This is a genomic window from Lysobacter gummosus (assembly GCF_001442805.1).
Classification (GTDB): domain Bacteria; phylum Pseudomonadota; class Gammaproteobacteria; order Xanthomonadales; family Xanthomonadaceae; genus Lysobacter; species Lysobacter gummosus.
Genome location: NZ_CP011131.1, coordinates 2626710 through 2648667 on the forward strand (window position 1 = coordinate 2626710; position 21958 = coordinate 2648667).

15 protein-coding genes and 3 pseudogenes are annotated in these 21958 nt (G+C 67.6%); 14 read left to right on the forward strand and 4 right to left on the reverse strand.

Annotated features, from left to right (window positions below; genetic code table 11):
* Positions 1 to 8: 8 nt before the first annotated feature.
* Positions 9 to 1868: a peptidoglycan-binding protein gene (locus tag LG3211_RS10860; protein ID WP_083512458.1), complete on the forward strand. Its 1860-nt coding sequence runs from the start codon at positions 9 to 11 to the stop codon at positions 1866 to 1868.
* 86 nt (positions 1869 to 1954) lie between these two features.
* Here LG3211_RS10860 and LG3211_RS10865 read toward each other — a convergent pair whose 3' ends face one another.
* Positions 1955 to 2881, reverse strand: coding sequence for a LysR family transcriptional regulator (locus tag LG3211_RS10865; protein WP_057942861.1), 927 nt, complete (start codon positions 2879 to 2881; stop codon positions 1955 to 1957).
* A gap of 92 nt (positions 2882 to 2973) precedes the next feature.
* On the opposite strand from LG3211_RS10865, the gene LG3211_RS10870 reads away from it, so the two are divergent.
* The 6 genes and pseudogenes from LG3211_RS10870 to LG3211_RS10890 all read left to right on the forward strand — a co-directional run bounded on the left by LG3211_RS10870 (position 2974) and on the right by LG3211_RS10890 (position 7795).
* Positions 2974 to 4221 carry an acyl-CoA dehydrogenase family protein gene (locus LG3211_RS10870; RefSeq protein ID WP_057945410.1) on the forward strand — a complete coding sequence of 416 codons (1248 nt, stop codon included), beginning with the start codon at positions 2974 to 2976 and terminating at the stop codon, positions 4219 to 4221.
* Positions 4218 to 5066 (forward strand): SDR family oxidoreductase, encoded by an 849-nt coding sequence (locus LG3211_RS10875; protein WP_057942862.1) that lies wholly within the window; start codon positions 4218 to 4220, stop codon positions 5064 to 5066. The genes LG3211_RS10870 and LG3211_RS10875 overlap by 4 nt, the downstream gene beginning before the upstream one ends.
* Positions 5063 to 6148 carry a phosphotransferase family protein gene (locus LG3211_RS10880; RefSeq protein ID WP_057942863.1) on the forward strand — a complete coding sequence of 362 codons (1086 nt, stop codon included), beginning with the start codon at positions 5063 to 5065 and terminating at the stop codon, positions 6146 to 6148. The genes LG3211_RS10875 and LG3211_RS10880 overlap by 4 nt, the downstream gene beginning before the upstream one ends.
* Before the next feature lies 1 nt (position 6149).
* Positions 6150 to 6290 (forward strand): annotated as a pseudogene (locus LG3211_RS27295) (hypothetical protein); the annotation flags it as partial.
* A 219-nt stretch (positions 6291 to 6509) separates the two neighbouring features.
* Positions 6510 to 7025: a histidine phosphatase family protein gene (locus LG3211_RS27050; protein ID WP_237049867.1), complete on the forward strand. Its 516-nt coding sequence runs from the start codon at positions 6510 to 6512 to the stop codon at positions 7023 to 7025.
* 14 nt (positions 7026 to 7039) lie between these two features.
* Positions 7040 to 7795 carry an SDR family oxidoreductase gene (locus tag LG3211_RS10890; RefSeq protein ID WP_057942865.1) on the forward strand — a complete coding sequence of 252 codons (756 nt, stop codon included), beginning with the start codon at positions 7040 to 7042 and terminating at the stop codon, positions 7793 to 7795.
* Positions 7796 to 7991: 196 nt separating this feature from the next.
* Here the strand turns inward: LG3211_RS10890 and cueR are convergent, their stop codons facing one another.
* Together cueR and LG3211_RS10900 are read right to left on the reverse strand one after the other, a co-directional pair.
* A complete protein-coding gene (gene cueR / locus LG3211_RS10895; RefSeq protein ID WP_240003992.1) occupies positions 7992 to 8438 on the reverse strand; it encodes a Cu(I)-responsive transcriptional regulator in 447 nt (148 codons plus the stop codon).
* 23 nt (positions 8439 to 8461) lie between these two features.
* Positions 8462 to 10906 carry a heavy metal translocating P-type ATPase gene (locus LG3211_RS10900; RefSeq protein ID WP_083512460.1) on the reverse strand — a complete coding sequence of 815 codons (2445 nt, stop codon included), beginning with the start codon at positions 10904 to 10906 and terminating at the stop codon, positions 8462 to 8464.
* 202 nt (positions 10907 to 11108) lie between these two features.
* Between LG3211_RS10900 and LG3211_RS10905 the strand changes: the two genes are divergently transcribed.
* The 5 genes and pseudogenes from LG3211_RS10905 to ligD all read left to right on the forward strand — a co-directional run bounded on the left by LG3211_RS10905 (position 11109) and on the right by ligD (position 20475).
* The gene (locus LG3211_RS10905) at positions 11109 to 15554 is read left to right on the forward strand and encodes a DEAD/DEAH box helicase (RefSeq protein WP_057942867.1); all 4446 of its coding nucleotides are present in this window, start codon (positions 11109 to 11111) and stop codon (positions 15552 to 15554) included.
* A gap of 422 nt (positions 15555 to 15976) precedes the next feature.
* On the forward strand, positions 15977 to 16360 hold the full coding sequence (locus LG3211_RS10910; protein ID WP_057942868.1) for a hypothetical protein: 384 nt from the start codon (positions 15977 to 15979) through the stop codon (positions 16358 to 16360).
* A pseudogene (locus tag LG3211_RS24855) lies at positions 16357 to 16773 on the forward strand (low affinity iron permease family protein); the annotation flags it as partial. The gene LG3211_RS10910 and the pseudogene LG3211_RS24855, both read left to right, overlap by 4 nt.
* A gap of 158 nt (positions 16774 to 16931) precedes the next feature.
* The gene (ku, locus tag LG3211_RS10920; RefSeq protein ID WP_057942869.1) at positions 16932 to 17837 is read left to right on the forward strand and encodes a non-homologous end joining protein Ku; all 906 of its coding nucleotides are present in this window, start codon (positions 16932 to 16934) and stop codon (positions 17835 to 17837) included.
* Positions 17838 to 17877: 40 nt separating this feature from the next.
* A complete protein-coding gene (gene ligD, locus LG3211_RS10925) occupies positions 17878 to 20475 on the forward strand; it encodes a DNA ligase D (RefSeq protein ID WP_057942870.1) in 2598 nt (865 codons plus the stop codon).
* A 10-nt stretch (positions 20476 to 20485) separates the two neighbouring features.
* On the opposite strand, the gene LG3211_RS10930 is transcribed toward ligD, so the two are convergent.
* Positions 20486 to 20965 (reverse strand): MgtC/SapB family protein, encoded by a 480-nt coding sequence (locus tag LG3211_RS10930; protein ID WP_057942871.1) that lies wholly within the window; start codon positions 20963 to 20965, stop codon positions 20486 to 20488.
* 273 nt (positions 20966 to 21238) lie between these two features.
* Here LG3211_RS10930 and LG3211_RS10935 point away from each other — a divergent pair.
* Both LG3211_RS10935 and LG3211_RS10940 read left to right on the forward strand, forming a co-directional pair.
* A pseudogene (locus LG3211_RS10935) lies at positions 21239 to 21409 on the forward strand (HupB); the annotation flags it as partial.
* Between the two features lie 113 nt (positions 21410 to 21522).
* Positions 21523 to 21891: a BON domain-containing protein gene (locus LG3211_RS10940; protein ID WP_057942873.1), complete on the forward strand. Its 369-nt coding sequence runs from the start codon at positions 21523 to 21525 to the stop codon at positions 21889 to 21891.
* The last annotated feature ends 67 nt before the right edge of the window (positions 21892 to 21958 follow it).

The following is a 21958-nucleotide window of genomic DNA, read 5'->3' on the forward strand; positions in this document are numbered from 1 at the left end:
AGACATAAATGGATGTAACTTTGCTTGACCTGATGAAGAAGGGCGAGTCGGGTGCCAGGGGCTATAACGCCTATAACCGCGGTACTTACGGCAAGGACACGATTGGCGGGCGGGAGGAGATTGATTTTTCCGAGTTGACGGTCGCCGAGATTCAGCGTCGTCAGAGCTTGCCGCTGGGAACGCCGGGAAACTTCTCCACCGAGCGTGTGTTCGCGATCGGAAAGTATCAAGTCATTCCAGATACCTTGCAGGCGGCGGTTGATCATCTTGGCATTCAGCCGGATGAGAAATTTACGCCGCAACTGCAGGATAAGATTTTCACTGGATACCTTCTTGTTGAGAAGCAGAAGGCGGTTTACGGCTACGTGACGGGAGACGAGCGATACTCGTTGTACAACGCCCGCCGGCAGATGGCATTCGAATGGGCGAGTTTTCCGGACCCGAGTAAGCCCGGGGATGTCTCTTATTACGGAAAGCCGAATGCCGCGCACATATCCAACGCCGAGGTGGTTCAGGTCCTGACAGACATGCATCGTGAGTATGCCGAGAGCATCGCAAATGGGCTGTCACCGCAAGACGCATGGATAGCTGCTACCGGTGTTTCTGCCCAGGAGTCTCTTGAGTTCAAAGGGGTGCCGTACGCAGTTCCGGAGCCTCGGCCGTTGGCCGCTGGGGCCAAGGGGCAGGCTGTCGAAGACCTGCAGAAGGATCTCAACAACATCGGCGTCACCAACAACCGTGGCGAAAGGTTGGTTACCGATGGTGACTACGGCCAGAACACCAGGGATGCGATTGAAGCGTTTCAACGTGAACACAACCTGCCGATGACAGGCAACGCCGACGGGCCCACATTGACGGCGATCCATATGCATGCATCGGCGGCGCAAGTGGCTTCGGATCTTCAGAAGTCCACGCGTCCCTACCAGGCCCCGGGCCACCGCGACGACTGGATGCAGACGAATGAACAGGGATTGCCGAACTATCTGCGTGCTGCGGTCGATGCGCCTGGCAAGCATCCCGGTCGCGACGAAGCGCGACACGGTCGAGGTGCATTGGAGGACGGCGCTCTAAAGATCGGCGAGCGCGGCCCCGAGGTAGCCAGGTTGCAGGAGAGTCTGATCCACCTGGGCATCAACGGTCATGTCAAGCAGCCGATCAAGGCAGACGGAGTATTCGGCCCTGACACGCAGCGCGCAGTGCAGGCATTTCAACTCTGGCACGGGGCGGATCACGTTAATGGCATAGCGGATCGACAAACGCTGGCTGCGATCAATACTCAGGCGGGTTTGGCGATTATCCAGCGAACGATGGATCAGGCGCAGGGGGCGCCCTCGCGTGACTTTGTTGCCAACGTCAATATCGGTGCACCCCTGGATCCGGGCACGGCGGCTGATTCGCGAGATGTAGGCTCGCCGCCGACGGGAGTGGCTGCGCCGGCTCCGGGGCAACGCGTGCCGCACGCGGCCGAGCCTGGTTCCATTGTGCCGACAGCGGAGCCAATCGCCGCGCCGGCTCGGCCCGAACCGGTAGTCGGCTCGTCCCAGTTATCTCCAAGCGACCAGGCCATGTTCGCCAAAATCCGTGGAAGCGTGCCGGCATATGTGCCGGACGAAACGGTGGCGAACGCGATGTTGCAAGCCAAGCGCAACGGTATTCCAGATGCCGATCGAATCGACAAAGCCGCAGTCGTGGACGGTAAATTGTGGGTGGCTGGAGTGACACCCGGCTATCAGGCGGGTGTTTCGGTGAACCAGCCGGCACCTGCGATGCAAGACACCTTGCGTGAGACCCAGGTGTTCAATCAACAACTGGCGCAGGAGGCTATACAACGCGGGCCGGACGATCCCAGTCGTGGTCCGAAAATGTAGCGGTGCTGCTTGCCAAGCATGCGGCCGATGGTCGGCGGGTTGAAGTTGTGCTTTCAAAAGCAAGAGATCAAAAAAGCTCATCCACCTCACCCAAACAACCCCCGCTCGCACACCCCGATCACCACCTCGCGCAACCACCGATTCGCCGGTTCGAACTCGCTGTTGGCATGCCAGTACAAATGCAACTGCGCCGCCGGCAGCGCGAACGGCACCGCCACCCGCCGCAGATGCGCGTTAGCCGCGATGCGTCCGGCCAAGCCCGCCGGCATCGTCAGCAAGGCGTCGGATTGAGCGACGACTTCGCACGCCGAGTGGTAGTTCTGACAGCGCAACGCGATCACCCGCTGCAGGCCCAGGTTGAGCAGAGCGATGTCTTCGATCACCTGTCCGCTGGCGCGCGTGGACACCGCCACATGCCGCGCCTGCAGATACTGCTTCAGGCTCAGGCGCTTCGACAACGCATGGCCTTCGCGCATCACCACGCAGAAACCGTCCTGGAACAGCGGCCGGTGCCGTACCGGTTCGCTGATCGGCAAGGCTACGTCCACGGCCAGATCGACCTGGCCGGCGGCGAGTTCGCGGCCCAACTCGCGCCGCGCCACCGCCACGCTCGCCAAGGTCGCGCCCGGGGCGTGCGCGTGCAGGGTCTGCGCCAGCGCCGGCAGCAACGCGCTCTCGGTCGCATCGGGCATGCCGACGCGGAAGGCCTGGCGCGTGTGCGCCGGGTCGAAGCGGTCCCAATGCTGCAGCAGTTCGCGCAGCCGGGTCAGAGTGTCGATCAATTGCGGGGCGATGCGCTGGCAGGACGGGGTCGGACTCATGCGCCGGCCGTCGCGCACGAACAGCGGGTCGCCGAAGTGCTGGCGCAGCCGGGTCAGCGCGTGGCTCACCGCCGACGGCGTCAGGTACAGCGACTGCGCGGCGCGGCTGAGGTTCTGCTCGCGGTGCACGGCCTCGAACACCTTGAGCAGGTTGAGGTCGAGCTGGTCGGTTCGGCTGTGAATCTGGTTCATAGCCGGACGTTAGCAAATATCACTTCATTCATGCCGATCCGGCGCCTAGGATGGTCCGCAGCCGGGCCGTTCCGGCGTTCGGGATTTCCGTGATGGACTTCGCACCCAGTGCGCGCACTCAGGAGTATCTGCAACGCCTGCAAGCCTTCATCGCCGAGCACGTGGCCCCCTTCGATGCCCAGTACCGGCGCGAGAACGCGCAGACCAACGCCGGCGCCGACTGGCGACAGTGGCGGGTGCACCCGCGCATCGCCCAGCTCAAGGCGCTGGCGCGCGAAGCCGGGCTGTGGAATCTGTTCCTGCCCGACGCCGAGCTAGGCGCCGGCCTGTCGGTGCTGGAATACGCGCCGCTGGCCGAGGCGATGGGGCATTACGAATTCGCCGCGGAAATCTTCAACTGCAACGCGCCCGATACCGGCAACATGGAAGTGCTGTACCACTTCGGCAGCGACGCGCAGAAAGCGCAGTGGCTGCGGCCGCTGTTGGACGGACAGATCCGCTCGGTGTTCTGCATGACCGAGCCCGATGTGGCGTCGTCCGACGCTACCAACATGCAGGCCGAGGTCAAAGAGGACGGCGACTGGTTGCTGTTGAACGGACGCAAATGGTGGTCCACCGGCATCGGCCATCCCGAGGCCAGGCTGGCGATCTTCATGGGCCTGTCCGACCCGCAGGCCGCGCCGCACGCGCGCCACAGCATGGTGCTGGTGCCGCTGGACGCGCCGGGAGTGCGGATCGAACGCATGCTGCCGACCTTCGGCGAATACGATCCGCCCTACGGCCACGGCGAGGTCGTGTTCGACAACGTGCGGGTGCCGCGCGATCAGCTGATTCTCGGCCTGGGCCAGGGTTTCGCCATCGCCCAGGGCCGGCTCGGGCCGGGCCGCATCCATCACTGCATGCGCGCGATCGGCGCGGCCGAGCGCGCGCTGGAGTTGATGATCCGCCGCGGCAGTTCGCGCGAAGCCTTCGGCCAGCCGATCCTGCGCCTGGGCGGTAATCTGGAGCGCGTGGCGCAAGCGCGCATGGCAATCGATCAGGCGCGGCTGCTGACTCTGTACGCGGCGTGGAAGATCCAGAACTTCGGAGTCAAGAACGCGATGACGGAAATTTCCGCGATCAAGGTGATCGCGCCGAACATGCTGCAGACGATCGTCGATCAGGCGATCCAGATCCACGGCGGCGCCGGCGTATCGCACGACGTGCCGCTGACAGGATTGTTCATGATCGCGCGCGCGCTGCGCATCGCCGACGGTCCCGACGAGGTGCACAGCGCGATGGTCGCGCGCATGGAATTGGCGAAGTACGGCCTCGGCCGCAGCCGCAAGGAGGCCGCATGAGCGCCGCGGGCCAAGGACCGCGAGTCTTCATCACCGGCGGCGCCTCCGGCCTGGGCCGCGCGCTCGCCGAAGGCTATGCGCGCGAAGGCGCGCGCGTGTGCATCGGCGATGTCAACGCCGCACGCGGCGAGGAAACCCTGGCGGCGTTGCACGAGGCCGGCGCGCAAGCGCACTACCTGCATTGCGACGTGACCCGCGAAGAAGACCTGCAGGCCGCCGCCGGTTGGCTGCAGGCGAACTGGAACGGCGTGGACCTGGTGGTCAACAACGCCGGTGTGGCCGACATGGGCCCGGTCGAGGCGATGCCGATCGCCGACTGGCAGTGGATGATCGACATCAACCTGCTCGGCGTGGTGCGCGGCTGCAAGGTGTTCGCGCCGCTGATGCGCAAGCAGGGGCAGGGCAGCTTGCTCAACATCGCCTCGATGGCCGGGCTGATCCACCCTCCCTACGCCGGCGCCTACAACGCGACCAAGGCCGCGGTGGTGGCCTTGTCGGAAACGCTGAAGGCGGAACTGGAATCGGCCGGCATCCGCGTGAGCGTGGCCTGTCCGGCGTTCTTCCGCACCAACCTGAGCGAAAGCCTGCGCAGCCGTGATCCGCGTTACGCGCGCTGGATGCGCAAGCTGGTCGATGAGTCCTCGGTCGGTGCGGAAGAGATCGCGGCCAAGATCCGCGCCGGTGTCGCCAAGGGCGAGTTCCGCATTCTCACCCACGCCTCGGCGCGGCGTTTCTGGATGCTCAAACGATTGCTGCCTTACAGCCTGTATGAAGCGGCGATGCGCCGCGCCGGCAAGGGCGGGTCGGGCAGGAAGCAGCCGCAATCGGCGAGCAGCAAAGGATGAGTGCGATCGCCGGTGGCAACGGGTCGCGCGAGGATGCGCGCGCCGCCCGCAGCGGCGAGGAACTCGACGCCGCCGCGGTGGATGCCTGGCTCAAGGCGCGCATGCCGCATCTGCGCGGCGCGCCGCAGGTCACGCAGTACACCGGCGGCGCGTCCAACTGGACGTATCGGCTGCTGTACGACAACGACGACCTGATCCTGCGCCGCCCGCCGGCCGGAAAGAAAGCCAAGTCCGCGCACGACATGGGCCGCGAATTCCGCATCCAGCGCGCGCTGATGCCGGTGTATCCGTTCGTGCCGGAGATGTACGCGCACTGCGAGGACGAGTCGGTCATCGGCGCGGAGTTCTACGTCATGCAGCGCCTGGACGGGCTGATCCTGCGCAAGAACCTGCCGCGCGGGCTGGAGTTGTCGTCAGAGCAGGTACGCGGCTTGTGCACGCGCGTGCTCGACACCCTGATCGCGCTGCATCAGGTCGATCACCGCGCCGCCGGCCTGGAGCAGCTCGCGCCCGGCGCCGGTTACACCCAGCGGCAGATCGAAGGCTGGAACAAGCGCTATCGCGACGCGCGCACCTGGAACGTACCCTCCGGCGGCAAGATCATCGACTGGCTGCAGGCGAACCTGCCGCAGGACGAAACCATCTGCCTGACCCACAACGACTTCCGCTTCGACAACGTGGTGCTCGACGCCAACGATCCGACCCGGGTGGTAGGCGTGCTCGACTGGGAACTGGCGACGCTGGGCGATCCTTTGATGGACGTGGGCAATCTGCTCGCGTACTGGGTCCAGGCCGACGACGACTTCCTGGCCCGCGACACGCGTCGTCAACCCACCCATCTTCCCGGCATGTTCACTCGCCGCGAGGTCATGGACTACTACAGCGAGCGCACCGGCCTGCGTCCGCGCAGCTGGACGTTCTACGAGGTCTACGGCCTGTTCCGGCTGTCGGCGATCGCGCAGCAGATCTATTACCGCTATCACCACGGCCAGACCCGCAACCCTGCGTTCAAGCGCTTCTGGCTGTCGGTGAATTACCTGCACTGGCGTTGCCGGCGCGCGATCGCACGCGAGCGCGGCTGAGATGGCGACGACGATCCATTTGATCCGCCACGGCCAGGCCGCGTTCGGCGCCGCCGATTACGACGAACTCAGCGCGCGCGGCCGTGAGCAATCGCGCTTGCTCGGCGCGGCGCTGGCGCCGTTGGCGGGCGAGGGCGATGTCGCGATCTGCGGCGGGATGCGGCGGCATCGGCAGACGGCGGAGGAATGTTTGAGTGCGATGCGCGAAGCCAAGTCCTCGCATTCGCCGGCAACCTCACCCGATCAAGCAGAACAGAGCCCCTCTCCCGCGAGCGGGGTGAGCGGACGCGGCTTGCGAGCCATTGGCTCGCGCGTCCACGAACGCCCAAACACAACGCGTTTGGGCCGGGGAAGGGTTGGGGTGAGGGCATCACAGATCGCCGCGTCATCCGGATCAAGCCCACGCATCGATGAACGCTGGAACGAATTCGACCACGCGCAAATCATCGCCCGCCACGCCCCCGACTACGCCGATCACGAACACCTGGTCGCCCACCTGAGCGCCCAACCCGATCCGCGCCGTGCCTTCCAGTCGCTGTTCGCCGCGGCGATGACACGCTGGTGCTCGGGCGACTTCGATGCCGATTACGACGAAACCTGGTCCGCGTTCCAGCAGCGCTGCCTGGCCGCGGTGCACGCCGCCGCTGAAGCCGCCGGCGGCGCGGACAACGTATGGGTGTTCACCTCCGGCGGCGCGATCGCGGCGGTGGTACAACAACTGCTGGACGTGTCCGATGCCCAGGCCATGCGCCTGAGCTGGACCCTGGTCAACACCGGCATCACCCAATTGCACCTCGCCCGCGGCGGCGTGCGCCTGTCCACCTTCAACGGCCACGCCCATCTGTATGGGCGCGACGGCCTCGTCACTTACCGCTGAGCCGGAGACCTTTCATGCGCAAGCGCATCCTCATCACCGGCGCCAGTTCCGGACTTGGTCGCGGCATGGCCCGCGAATTCGCCCGCGCCGGCAGCGACCTGGCCTTGTGCGCGCGGCGCATCGACCGCCTGCAGGCGCTGAAGGCGGAACTGGAAACCGCGCATCCGGGCATCCGCGTCGCCATCCGCAGTCTGGACGTCACTCAGTACGACGAAGTCTTCCGCGTGTTCCGTTCGCTGCGCGATGAGTTCGGCGGTCTCGACCGGGTCGTGGTCAACGCCGGCATCGGCCAGGGCGCGCCGATCGGCAAGGGCCAGTTCGCCTTGAACCGCAGCATCGTGGAAACCAACTTCCTCGCCGCGCTGGCGCAGTGCGAGGCGGCGATGGAGATCTTCCGCGAGGTGTCGCAGGGGCATCTGGTGCTGATTTCCTCGATGAGCGCGATGCGCGGCATGCGTGGCGGCCTGACCGCCTACGCCGCCAGCAAGGCCGGCGTGGCCTCGCTGGCCGAGGGCATCCGCACCGACATGCTGCGCAAGCCGGCGATCAAGGTCAGCACGATCTTCCCCGGTTACATCCGTACCGAAATGAACGACGGCGCCCCGGCCAAGCAGACGCCGTACATCATCGACGAAGCCACCGGCTGCCGTTTGCTGGTGCGGGCGATCGAGCGCGAGAAGGCCAAGGCCTACGTGCCGTGGTGGCCGTGGGCGCTGCTGGGCTGGTTGATGAAGCGGATGCCGTTGGCTTGGGTGGCTAAGCTCAACTGATCGGTGCTTGAGCCCCTCTCCCGCTTGCAGGAGAGGGGGGGGAGTGAGGGCACGCGAAGTAGCAGAACTCCAAGCAAGAGCAATCGCGCCTTCGGCGCTCATCCCCTCACCCCAGCCCTCTCCCGCAAGCGGGAGAGGGAGAAGAAGCTGTTTTTTTAGCTGCGTTAAGAGGCGGCCACGATTCTGCCCAAGCGCATCAATGCTTCTGCGCCAGATCTTCCAAAATCGGACACTCCGGCCGATCGTCGCCATGGCAGCGCCGCGCCAGTTCTTCCAAGGTGCGCTGCATCGTCTGCATCTCGCGGATCTTCGCCGCCAGCTCCGCCGCGTGATCCAGGGCCATGCGCTTGACCTCGGCGCTCTCGCGCGAGCGGTTGTCCCACAGGCCCAGCAAGGTCTCGATCTGCTTGATCGAAAACCCCAGCGAGCGCGAGCGTTTGACGAAACGCAGCCGGTGCAGATCGCTGTCGCTGTACAGACGATAGCCGGCGACGCTGCGATGGGCCGCCGGGATCAGGCCGATGCCTTCGTAGTGGCGGATCATCTTCGCGCTCACGCCGCTGAGCTGCGCGGCTTCGCCGATGTTGTGCAGGCCGTCGGCCTTGGCCTGGGCGAGTTCGGGGGCGATGGCGCTGTGGTTCACGGGCGGCTTCCTCTTGATCGGGTTCATGCCGGCCTCCAGCGGCGCAGCAGCAGGGTGTTGGCGAGCACGCTGACGCTGGAGAAGGCCATCGCCGCGGCCGCGACCACCGGGTCCAGCAGACCCAGCATCGCCAGCACGATGCCGACGATGTTGTAGCCGAAGGCCCAGAACAGATTCTGGCGGATCTTGCCGGTGGTGCGGCGCGAAATGGCGATGGCATCGGCGATCAAGCCCAACTGCGCACGCATCAGAGTAATGCCGGCCGCCTGCATGGCGACGTCGGTGCCGCTGCCCATGGCGATGCCGACATCGGCCGCGGCCAGCGCCGGCGCGTCGTTGACGCCGTCGCCGACCATCGCCACGCGGCCCTCGCGGGCGAATTCGGCCACCGCTTCAGCCTTGTGTTCGGGCAGCACATCGGCGCGCACGTCGTCGATGCCCAGTTGCGCGGCGATGGCCTGCGCGGCGCCGGCGTGGTCGCCGGAGATCATCGCGGTGCGCAGGCCCATCGCGTGCAGGCGCTCGATCGCGGCCTTGGCGTCGGGGCGCGGCGTGTCGGCGAAGGCCAGCAGGCCCAGCACGCGCGGTGCGGCGCCGTCCTGCCAGGCCAGCCACGACAGGCTGTGGCCGCGTTCGCGCAGCGCTTGCGCCTGGGCGCGCAGCGGCGACAGATCGGCGCCGGCTTCCTCCAGCATGCGGGTGCTGCCGAGCAGCAGCGAACGGCCTTCGACCTCGCCGCGCAGCCCGCGTCCGGGCACCGCGCGCACGGAGGTGGCGGCCGGGACCGCGCCGCCGTCGAACGCGCTCAGCACCGCTTTCGCCAGCGGATGCTCGCTGCCCGATTGCAGGGCAGCCGCCGCGCGCAGCAGCGCATCGCGATCGCCGTCGATGGCGATCGACTCGCTCAGCACCGGCTTGCCTTCGGTCAGCGTGCCGGTCTTGTCGAACGCGACCCGCTCGATGCGATGGGCGAGTTCCAGCGCCTGCGCGTCCTTGATCAGGATGCCGTGGCGCGCGGCGACGCCGGTGCCGGCCATGATCGCGGTCGGCGTCGCCAGCCCGAGCGCGCAGGGGCAGGCGATCACCAGCACCGCGACGGCGTTGAGGATGGCGCGGTTCCAGTCGCCGGTGGACAGGCCCCAGCCGAGCAGGGTGAGCACGGCCAGCGCGATCACCACCGGCACGAACACCGCGCTGACCCGGTCCACCAGATGCTGGATCGGCGCCTTGCGCGCCTGCGCGTCCTCGACCAGGCGGATGATCCGCGCCAGCGCGCTTTCCGCACCGACCGCGAGGGTTTCCACCACGATCCGGCCTTCGCCGTTGACCGCGCCGCCGGTCACCCGATCGCCTTCGCCGCGCGCGACCGGCAGCGATTCGCCGGTGATCAGCGATTCGTCGGCATGGGTGCGGCCTTCGACGATGCGGCCGTCGGCGGCGATGCGTTCGCCGGGACGTACGACGACATGGTCGCCGACGCGCAGTTGCGCGATCGCCACCTCGTGTTCGACCCCGTCGCGCAGCACCCGCGCACTGGCCGGGCGCAGCGCCTGCAGGGCGCGGATGGCGGCGGTGGTCTGGCGCTTGGCGCGCGCTTCCAGCCAGCGGCCGAGCAGAATCAAGGTGACGATGGCGGCCGAGGTTTCGAAGTACAGCGCGGCGCTGTCGCCGCGCAGCAGGTGATACAGGCTCAGGCCGTAACCGGCGCTGGTGCCGAGCGCGACCAGCAGGTCCATGTTGCCGCTGCGCGCGCGCAACGCGCCCCAGGCGGCGCGATAGAAGCGCGCGCCCAGCCAGAACTGCACCGGCGTGGCCAGGGCGAACTGCAGCCAGCCCGGCAGCATCCAGTGCTGGCCGAACGGCAGCGCCAGCATCGGCGCGATCAGCGGTGCGGTCAGCAATGCGGCGATCAACAGGTGGCGGGTTTCGCGGGCGACGGGCGAGGTCGCGGCTGCATTCGCGCTCGCAGCGATGTGGGTGTCGCCAGCGGCCGCGACGTCCGCAGGCTCGACGTCCGCCTGTGCGGAATCGGCCAAGGCCGCCGCATAGCCGGCGCGTTCGACCGCATCGATCAACGCCGACACCTCGGTGCCCGCGACCACCCGCACGCGCGCCTGCTCGGTCGCCAGATTGACCGAGGCCTCCAGCACCCCGGGCACGGCCTTGAGCGCTTTCTCGATCCGGCCGACGCACGAGCCGCAGTTCATGCCTTGCAACCGCAGCGCGATTTCTTCGCTTACCAGGGTGTAACCGGCGGCGCGGATCGCCTGTTCGATCTCAGCAGGTGAGACGGCGTCGGTGAAGGCTACACGGGCGCTTTCGGTGGCCAGATTCACGCTGACCGAATCCACGCCCGGCACGGCCCGCAGCGCTTTTTCGACCCGGCCCACGCACGAGCCGCAGGTCATGCCCGCAATGGGCGCCTGCAGCTGGCGCAGGCTTGGGAGGGAGGAGGCAGTCGCATTCATGAAAGACATCCAGGAGGCTCGATGCCAGCCAGGGTGGGCCTTGCCATGATGGGAAGGTCAAGCGTCAGCCGGCGTGAGCGCGGCTGAACCGTTCACCGCTTCGAACCGGTCGCGCGCGCCGCGGCCGTTCAGGCGGTAGGCAATGCCACAATCGCCCCCATCTGGAGACGATCCTTCCGGTCTGCCGGAGTACCGCACGAACATGGTGCTAGACGACTTCCATCCCGCCATCGCCGCCTGGTTCCGCGCCGCCTTCCCGGCGCCGACGCAGGCGCAGGAACTGGCGTGGCCGGCGATCAAGGCCGGCCGCAACACCCTGGTCGCCGCGCCGACCGGTTCGGGCAAGACCCTGACCGCGTTCCTGGCCGCCATCGACGAGCTGGTGCGCGAAGGCCTGGGCCCGGACAACGCCGGCCAGGGTCTGCGCGATGAAACCGCGGTGGTCTACGTCTCGCCGCTGAAGGCGCTGTCCAACGACATCCACCTCAACCTGGAAGCGCCGCTGGCCGGCATCGCCGAGCAACTGAAGCGCATGGGCCTGCCCGATCCGGGCATCCGCACCGCGGTGCGCACCGGCGACACTCCGGCCGGCGAACGCACGCAGATGCGCAAGCGGCCGCCGCATATCCTGGTGACCACGCCGGAGTCGCTGTACGTGCTGATGGGCTCGGAATCCGGGCGCGCCATGTTGTCCACGGTGCGTTCGGTGATCGCGGACGAAATCCATGCCGTCGCCGACGACAAGCGCGGCAGCCATCTCAGCCTGACCCTGGAACGGTTGCGCGAGCTGTGCGCCACGCCGCCGGTGCGCATCGGCCTGTCGGCCACGCAGAAGCCCATCGTCGAAGTCGCGCGCTTCCTGGTCGGCAGCGACGCAGTCGATGCCGACGGCGTGCCCGATTGCGCCATCGTCGATATCGGCTACGCCAAGCAGCGCGATCTGGCCCTGGAACTGCCGGCCTCGCCGCTGTCGGCGGTGATGTCGCACGAACAATGGGACGAGGTCTATACGCGCCTGGCCGCGCTGGTCGGCGAACATCGCACCACCCTGGTCTTCGTCAACACCCGGCGCATGGCCGAGCGCGCCGCGCGCCATCTGGCCGACCGGCTCGGCAAGGACGCGGTCGCCGCGCATCACGGCAGCCTGTCGCGCGAATTGCGCCTGGACGCCGAGCAGCGGCTCAAGCGCGGGCAACTGCGGGTGCTGGTCGCGACCGCGTCGCTGGAGCTCGGCATCGACATCGGCGATGTCGATCTGGTCTGCCAGCTCGGTTCGCCGCGCGCCATCGCCGCGTTCCTGCAGCGGGTCGGGCGCGCCGGCCACCATGTCGGCGGCGTGCCCAAGGGGCGGTTGTTCCCGCAGTCGCGCGACGATCTGGTCGAATGCGCGGCGCTGCTCGACAGCGTGCGCCGCGGCGAACTCGACGCCCTGCAGATTCCGCCGGCGCCGCTGGACGTGCTGGCGCAGCAGATCGTCGCGGAAGTCGCCGCGCGCGAATGGAGCGAGGACGCGCTGTACGCCTGGGTGCGCCGAGCCTGGCCGTACGCGCAGCTGGCGCGCAAGGACTTCGATGCGATCGTGCGCATGCTGGCCGACGGTTTCACCACCCGACGCGGCCCGCGTGCGTCCTACATCCATCGCGACGCCGTGCACGGGCGCGTACGCGCCCGACGCGGCGCGCGCCTGACCGCGGTGATGTCCGGCGGCACCATTCCCGATACCGGCGACTACGCGGTGCTGCTGGAACCCGAAGCGCAGGTGATCGGCAACGTCAACGAAGATTTCGCGGTCGAAAGCCTGGCCGGCGACGTGTTCCAGCTCGGCAACGCCAGTTACCGCATCCTGCGGGTGGAACCGGGGCGGGTGCGGGTCGAGGACGCCCAGGGCCAGCCGCCCAACATTCCGTTCTGGCTCGGCGAAGCGCCCGGCCGCAGCGATGAGTTGTCGCACAGCGTGTCGCGTTTGCGCGCGCAGGTGGAGGCGCTGCTGAGCGAGGCCGCCGACGCCGCCGGCGCCGCGCGTCAACTCGGCCAGACCCTGGCGCTCGACGCCGAAGCCGCGTTGCAGCTGACCGATTATCTGGCCCGCACGCGGCAGGTGCTGGGCGTGGTGCCGACGCAGGAAACGCTCGTGTTCGAGCGCTTCTTCGACGAATCCGGCGGCACCCAGCTGGTGATCCATTCGCCCTACGGCAGCCGCATCAACAAGGCCTGGGGACTGGCGCTGCGCAAGCGTTTCTGCCGCAAGTTCAATTTCGAACTGCAGGCGGCCGCGACCGAGGACGCGATCGTGCTGTCGCTGTCCACCGCGCACAGCTTCGCTCTGGAAGACGTGGCGCGTTATCTGCATTCGGCCTCCGCGCAAGATGTGTTGATCCAGGCGCTGCTCGACGCGCCCTTGTTCGGCGTGCGCTGGCGCTGGAACGCGACCACCTCGCTGGCCCTGCCGCGCTTCATTGGCGGCCGCAAGGTGGCGCCGCAGTTGCAGCGGATGAAGAGCGAAGATCTGCTGGCGACGGTGTTCCCGGATCAGGTCGCCTGCGCGGAGAATCTGGTCGGCGAGCGCGAGGTGCCCGAGCATCCGCTGGTCGCGCAGACCCTGCACGATTGCCTGTTCGAAGCGATGGACAGCGCCGGCTGGCTGCGCATGCTGCGGCGGCTGGAAGCCGGCGAGATCCGTGTGGTCGGCCGCGATGTGACCGGGCCGTCGCCGATCGCGGCCGAGGCGATCAACGCCAAGCCGTACGCCTTCCTCGACGATGCGCCGATCGAAGAACGCCGCACCCAGGCGGTGATGGCGCGGCGTTACGCCCAGGCCGACAGCGCCGACGACCTCGGCCGGCTCGATCCGGAGGCGATCGAGGCGGTGCGCCTGGAGGCCTGGCCGGAAGTGCGCGATTTCGACGAAATGCACGAAGCGCTGATGGGCCTGGGCTATGTCACCGCGGAAGAAGCCCGGGCGCCCGGTTGGCAGGGTTGGCTGCGCGAGTTGGCCGACAGCGGCCGCGCCACCGCGCTGCGCTTGAACCCATCCGACGCCGAGCCGTCGTGGTGGGTCGCGACCGAAGGCCTGCCGCAGGCGCTGGCGCTGTTTCCCGACGCGCCGGCGACGCCGCCGGTGCGGGTGCCGGAGGAATACGCGCAGGCCGAGTGGACCGCCGAATCGGCCCTGATCGATCTGCTGCGTTCGCGCCTGACCGCGCTGGGCCCGACCACCGTCGCGGTGCTCGCGCGCGACAGCCGCCGCGATGCCGGCGAGATCGAACTGGCGCTGCTGCGCCTGGAGTCGGAAGGCTATGTGATGCGCGGCCGCTTCAGCCGCGAGAGCCTGCTCGGCGGCGAAGAACAATGGTGCGAGCGGCATCTGCTGGCGCGCATCCACCGCTATACCGTCGGCCGTCTGCGCCGCGAGATCGAACCGGTGGCGCCGCGCGATTTCGCCCGCTTCCTGGCCGACTGGCAGCATCTGTCCAAGCGCGCGCGCATGAGCGGCCCGCAGGCGCTGCAGGCGGTGCTGGAGCAACTGGAAGGGTTCGAAGCGCCGGCCTGCGTGTGGGAAAGCGAACTGCTGCCCGCGCGCATCGCCGACTATGAATCCAGCTGGCTCGACGAACTGTGCGCCGCCGGCCGGGTCACCTGGGCGCGCCTGCGTCCGAACGCCAACGCCGCCGGCGGCGACAACGCCGCGCCGCAGGGCGTGCCGAGCGTGCGTCAGACCCCGATCGTGCTGCTGCCGCGCCGCGCCTTGCCCGACTGGCGCGCGGCCGCCGATCGCAACGCCGATCCGGCGCCGGTGTCCTCGCGCGCGCAACGCGTGCTGAGCGTGCTGGAATCGCGCGGCGCCTCGTTCTTCGACGAACTCGAACACTCCGCGCATCTGCTGCGCACCGAACTGGAAGAAGCGCTGGGCGAACTGGTCACCCGCGGCCGCATCACTTGCGACAGTTTCGCCGGCCTGCGCGCCTTGCTGGTGCCGCCGTCCAAGCGCGCCTCGACCCACGGCCATCGCCGCCGCCGGGCGATGCTCACCGATCTGCAGGACGCCGGACGCTGGTCGCTGACCAGTGCGACGCCACTCGCAGTCGCCGATGCCGTGAACGCTCCGGCCCAGGCCGCGCGCGACGCGGAAGCGATCGAACACATCGCCTGGCGCCTGCTCGAACGCTACGGCGTGGTGTTCTGGCGCCTGATCCAGCGCGAAGCGGGCTGGCTGCCGCCGTGGCGCGATCTGCTGCGGGTCTATCGCCGCCTGGAAGCGCGCGGCGAAATCCGCGGCGGCCGTTTTATCGCCGGCATGACAGGCGAGCAATACGCCTTGCCCGATGCGGTCAACGCCCTGCGCCAGGTGCGCCAGCGCGAACACGACGGCGAAATCGTCTGCGTGTCCGCGGCCGATCCCTTGAATCTCACCGGCAGCGTGCTGGCCGGAACCAAGGTCGCGCGCATTCCCGGCGCGCGCATCGCCCTGCGCGACGGCGTCGCGGTGGCGAGCCTGCTGGCCGGGCAGGTGGAGGAAATCGAAACCCTGCCGGCGCAGGATCAGCGCGAAGTGCACCGTCTGCTGGTGCGGCGGCCGGACAGCGCGAGCGCGGCGGCGGAGTCGAGCATCGATCAGGTGCTGCGCAACATCGCCGCGCGTTCGAGTTGACGACTGCGGCTATCTGACCGATTCAGGCTCAAACTGTGACGGCGGTCGGGCAGGTTAAAAGCGCGTAGATCCAGCGTAACGGCCGCGTATGCAACAGGCGCCGCCGGCGAACCAATCCGCGCGCCGCGCGCGCGTTGTTCCAATCCCGGCGCGCGTGCGCCGCGCATCGCCCATGCGCGCAGCGCGGTGGCGTTGACGCAACTGAACGCTTGGGTAATCCGCCGCGTCCGCACTGACGCGGTCTTCGCGCGCTGCGATGGCAAGGTACGCCAGGGGTCCGTGATCGACCGAATGCATCCGGACTCGCAGCCGCACGCCATGCATCGACCCGAGCGCGAAACGGTTGCAAGTTCGAAACATTCGCCCATGCCACCCACGCACGCGATCGCAATTGCGTCGCGGTGCACCGCAAGGAGTCAAGCATGCGCTTCGAAAGCCATCGTACCCATCACAGCGGTTTCGTCGTTTCCTCCAGTGCGATCGGCGCCGGCCGTTTCTCCAGGCCGCTGGATTCGATCCTCTCGCCCGACGCGGTCGATCTGGATGCGGAGATGTCGTACTGGCGCGGCCATCACCGCGGTCTGATCGATCGCACCGGCCTGCGTTTTGGCGACTACGAGCCGGCCTTGAAGCTGGGCCTGGACGCGTACATGCGCGGCCACGGCCGCAGTTTTTCCGAGATGGAAGAAGAATTGCGCGGATGTTACCGGCGCGTGCGCGGCGCCTCGCGTCTGGACTGGGAGGAGGCGCGCGTGGTCGTGGCCGCGGCCTGCGAACGCCTGCGCCTGCATCGGCGCACGCAATGAATGCATTGCACCGGGCCTTCGAGCGCGGGGCCAAGGCGGCCGCGCGCTTCACCGGGCAACCGCTGTGTTTCGGCCTCGCGGTCGGGGTGGTGCTGGTGTGGGTCATCTCCGGACCGTTGTTCGGTTTCAGCGACACCTGGCAGCTGGTGATCAACACCGGCACCACCATCGTCACCTTCCTGATGGTGTTCCTGATCCAGAACTCGCAGAACCGCGACTCCACCGCGGTGCAGATCAAGCTCGACGAACTGATCCGCGCCACCGAGAGCGCGGAGAACAGCCTGCTGGATCTGGAAGAACTCGACGAAGTCACGCTGGAAGAGTTCCGTGCGCGTTACGAACTGCTCGCCTGCAAGGCGCGCGAGCTGCTGGAGGACGCGAAGCGGGCGCAGGACGCCGACAGCAACGACGATCGTCCCGATCCGACCGCGCTCGGCGACCCGCGTTCCGCCGGCGCCGGCGAAGACGCGCCGCGTCCCGGCGCTGCGGGTGAATCGCGCGCCGCCGCCGATCGCCGACCCACCGCGCCAGACCGGCCGCGTCCGGTCTGGCCCACCTCCGAGGATTGACCATGGCGCGCCCGATCTGGACTGGAACTCTGTCGTTCGGACTGCTCAACATCCCGGTCAAGCTGATGACCGGCGAGCGTCGGGTCGATCTGCATTTCCGCATGCTCGACAGCCGCAACAAGTCGCCGATCCGTTACGAGCGGATCAACGAGGAAACCGGCGAGGAAGTGCCGTGGAAGGAGATCGTCAAGGCCTTCGAATACGACAAGGGCAGCTACGTGGTGATCGAGGAAGCCGATATCGCCGCGGCCTCGCCCGATCACAAGGAGACCGTGGACATCGACACCTTCGTCGATGCCGCCTCGATCGGCGCGGAGTTCTACGAAAAACCGTATGTGCTGGAACCGGGCAAGAAAGCCGAGAAAGGTTACGTGCTGCTGCGCGAGGTGCTCAAGCGCAGCGGCAAGGTCGGCATCGGCCGGGTGGTGATCCGCACCCGCGAATACCTGGCCGCGGTGGCGCCGCAGGGCGACGCGCTGTTGCTCCTGATCCTGCGCTACGCGCAGGAGATCATCGATCCGGCCGACTACAAACTGCCCGAGGGCGGCTTGGCGAAGTGGAAGATTTCCCCGCGCGAGATCGACATGGCCGAGCAGTTGATCGATTCCATGAGCGGGCAATGGAAGCCGGAAAGTTACAAAGACGACTTCCGCGCGCGCCTGCACAAGGTGATCGAGCAACGGGTCAAGTCGAAGAAGGTCGTGCACGGCAAGCAGACGGAGGAATCCAAGCTGCCCGAGAACGCCGCCACCAACGTCATCGACTTCGCCGAGCTGCTCAAGCGCAGCCTGGCCAAGAAAGGCGGGCAGGCCGCCGCGGTGAAGAAGACCACGCGCAAGGCGCCGGCCAAGGCGGCGAAGAAGACCGCAAAGAAAGCGGCGAAGAAACGCGCGCGCAAATCGGCCTGAGGATGGCCGTGGCTGAGTCCGTGCGGCGAGGTCGGCGTCCATGAGCCTGCGCGACTACGTGCGCAAGCGCCGCTTGGGCGTCACGCCGGAACCGGCGGCGGAGGCGGGCGCCAAGCGCTCGCGCAAGCGCCGCGGCGAGCCGATCTTCGTCGTGCAACTGCACCATGCCCGCGCGCGCCACTACGACTTCCGCCTGGAAGCCGACGGCGCGCTCAAGAGCTGGGCGGTGCCGAAGGGGCCGTCGATGCGCGCCGGCGAGCGCCGGCTGGCGGTCGAGGTCGAGGATCATCCGCTCGATTACGCCGACTTCCACGGCGATATTCCGCAAGGCCACTATGGCGCCGGCCATGTCGATATCTTCGATCGCGGCGTGTGGCGCACCGATGGGGACGCGCTCGAACAGATCGGCGCGGGCAAGCTGGATTTCTCGCTGCAGGGCGAACACTTGCGTGGCGCCTTCACCCTGGTGCGGACCAAACCCTCCGGACGCCAGCGGCAGTGGCTGTTGATCAAGCGCAACGACGAACATGCGCGCGACTGCGATGCGGACGGGATTCTGCGCGAGACTGCGGCGAAACCGGCTCGCGCCGCCAAGGCGGATGCGAGCGCGGGGAAACGCAAGGCGACCGCACGCAAGAACCGATCCAGCCCCAAGGCCGTTGTAGCGTCCGCCGCTGCGGCGAAAACGAAACAACCCGCGCGGCCATCGCCCCGCGACGGTTGGCGCAAGACCGCGCTCGCGCTCGACGGCGCCAAGGCCGCGGCGATGCCCGATCAGATCGAATTGCAACTGGCGACCCTGCGCGAACATCCGCCGGCAGGCGAGGGTTGGCTGCACGAGGTCAAGTGGGACGGCTACCGTCTGCTTGCCTATCGCCAGCGCAGACTGCGCCTGGAATCGCGCAACCGCCAGGACTGGACCGAACGCTTCCCGCATCTGGCCGAGGCTTTGCGCGCATTGCCGGTGCGCAGCCTGATCGTGGACGGCGAACTGATCGCGCCCGGCCGCGATGGCCACAGCGACTTCGGCCAATTGCAGTGCCTGCTCGAATCCGGGCAGGTGCAGGCCTTGCGCTACGTGCTGTTCGATCTGCTGTACCTGGACGGCATCGACCTGCGCGGCGCGGCGCAATCGCGACGCCGCGATCTGTTGCGCGAGTTGCTGGCGACTTCGGATTCGCCGGCGCTGGCGTTCAGCGAACACGTCGAAGGCGCGGCCGGCGAGGTGCTGGCGGCCAGCGCCCGCGCCGGCCTGGAAGGCATCATCAGCAAGCGCGCCGACGCGCCGTATCGCGGCGGACGCACGCAGGCCTGGATCAAGCTCAAGCATGTCGCCGACGAAGAATTCATCGTGGTCGGGCACACGCCGCCGAAGAACAGCCGGCAAGGGTTCGGTTCGTTGCTGCTGGCGCAACCGGGTAAAGACGGGCTGGAGTACGTCGGCAGGGTCGGCAGCGGATTCGACGACGCCACGCTGCGCTCGCTGACGCGACGGCTCAAGACCCTGCATCGCGCGGAACCGACGCTGGCCCTGCCGGCGCACGTGCCGTTCCCGTCGCGGCAGGTGCGCTGGGTCGAGCCGGAACTGGTCGTGGATGTGCATTCGCGCGGACGCGGCAAGGAAGGGCTGGTCCGCCAGGCCAGTTTCATGCGGTTGCGCGAGGACAAGCGCGCGGCCGATCTGAGCGCGGCGTTGGCCGGAGCGGGGCGGACGACCCGCTCCGCGAAGCAGGCGCCTGCTGCATCATCGGGCCGCGCAACGAAGCAGGAGTCGAAGATGGCGCACACCCACATCACCCACCCCGAGCGCATCGTGTTCCCCGACCCGGGCATCAGCAAGGGCGAGGTCGCCGACTACTATCGCGCGGTCGAGCGCTGGCTGCTCCCGGAGCTGATCGACCGGCCGATCTCGTTACTGCGTTGTCCCGACGGCATCGCCTCGCAGTGTTTTTTCCAGAAGCACCATAGCGACAGTTTCGGCCCGCACGTGCATGCGGTGAATCTGCGCGAGTCCAGCGGCAAGGCCGATTACGTCTATGTGCGCGACATCGAGGGCGTGATGGCGCTGGTGCAGATGAACACCCTGGAATTCCATCCCTGGGGCGCGCGCCGCGACAAGCCAGACCGGCCCGATCGGATTGTGTTCGATCTCGATCCGGCCGAAGGCCTGGCCTGGAGCGAGATCAAGCGCGCAGCGCGCGAGGTGCGCGACCGCCTCAGCGAGATCGGCCTGGACAGTTGGGTGCGGCTGTCCGGCGGCAAGGGCGTGCATGTGTGCGTGCCGATTCGCCGCGGGCCGGACTGGGCCCGGGTCAAGGCCTTCAGCGAGGCCTTCGCCGGAGCGATGGTCGAACAATCGCCGCTGCGTTACCTCGCCACCGCGTCCAAGGCCGCGCGCAAGGACCGCATCTTCATCGACTGGCTGCGCAACGCCCGCGGCGCGACCAGCGTCACCAGTTGGTCGTTGCGCGCGCGCAGCGGCGCACCGGTGGCGATGCCGCTGCGCTGGGACGAATTCGGCCGCAGCCGTGCCTCGACCGATTTCGATCTGGCCAAGGCCAAGCGCCGCGCTTCGCGCCTGAGCAGCGATCCCTGGGAAGGCTTCGCCCAGGCCGAACAGACGTTGCCGGACTTGTAACCGCTGCGGCTTACTGACGGTCCTGCGTGGACGCCGGCCTGGTCCGCCCGCGTCGTTCGACGACATCCAGCGCCACCAGCACCAGCAACGTCAGCACCGCCGATGCCAGCGCCAGCAAGTGATAGCGCAGCCCGGCGCAGGCGCCGATCACCGCGACCATCAGCAGCGAGGCGGCGGTGGTGATGCCGGCGACATCCTTGCCGCCGCGCGAGGCGAAGATGGTGCCGGCGCCGATGAAGGACACGCCGGCGACGACCGCTTCGACCAATCGCATCGGGTCCATGTTGATCAGCAGCGGCATGCGAAAGCGCGGATCGGCGATCGCCAGCTGGCCCATCCCGATCAACAGCGACGACGCGCCGGCCACCAGCATGTGCGTGCGGAATCCCGCCGGCCGGTTCTTGAGTTCGCGTTCGTAACCGATCGCGCCGCCCAGCATCATCGCGTAGGCCGCGGCGCCGACGACCCACAGTTGCTCCATGACGGACATGAATGCGCTCCACGAGGGTGACGGTGTTCTTGATAACCGCGCGCTCGTGACTCGATCGTGATCGCACGAAGCCGCGCGCCGTCACCTTCGCGCGACGAGCATGAACACAACACGCCGCGCTAACACCATGCTGCGGACGGCTTAACTTCGCCGCGCGTAGCGTCGTCGCCACGGAAAACGCAACGACTTCGAACGCCCCGGCGAGACGTGCCGGGATACGAGAATTCACCCGCAACCGCCGAGAGAACCGACCAGAACCAACAGGAGAGTCCCATGCCCCGCGGCGACAAATCGTCCTATACCGACAAGCAGAAACGTCAGGCCGAGCACATCGAGCAAGGCTATATCGAGGAAGGCGTGTCGAAGAAGGAAGCCGAGGAACGCGCCTGGCGCACCGTCAACAAACAAGATCACGGCGGCAAGAAGTCCGGCTCCGGGCGCAAGTCGCATCACTGACGCGCCGCATCGCCGATTCGCGCGAGTTCCATCGCCGTAACGCTTGAATCCCGCAGCCGCGCCGCTATCGGGCGCCTGCATCGATCACCAGAGGATGCCCCATGAAAACTCCGATCATCGCAACCCTCGCCCTGACCTTCGCCCTGTCCGGCGCCGCCTGGGCCGCTCCGCAGACCGCCGGCACCAAGGCCGACGCGACCGATCCGGCCGCGGCCGCCGCCACCGGCGATTCCAGGCAGCCGGTCAGCGACACCTGGATCACCACCAAGGTCAAGGCCGAACTGATGGCGTCGAGCGAGGTCGCCGGCACCGACATCAATGTCGAAACCGTCAACGGCGTGGTCAAGTTGTCGGGCAACGTCGACAAGACCCAGGCCGACAAGGCCGCCTCGATCGCGAAGAACATCGACGGCGTGAAGAAGGTCGATACCAGCGCCCTGGTCTCGGCCAAGAGTGCGCACCACAAGTAAGCCGGGCATCGCTGAGCGGCTGGATGCTCAGCGCACCGTGGCCGGCCGTGCGGTTCACTGCGCACGG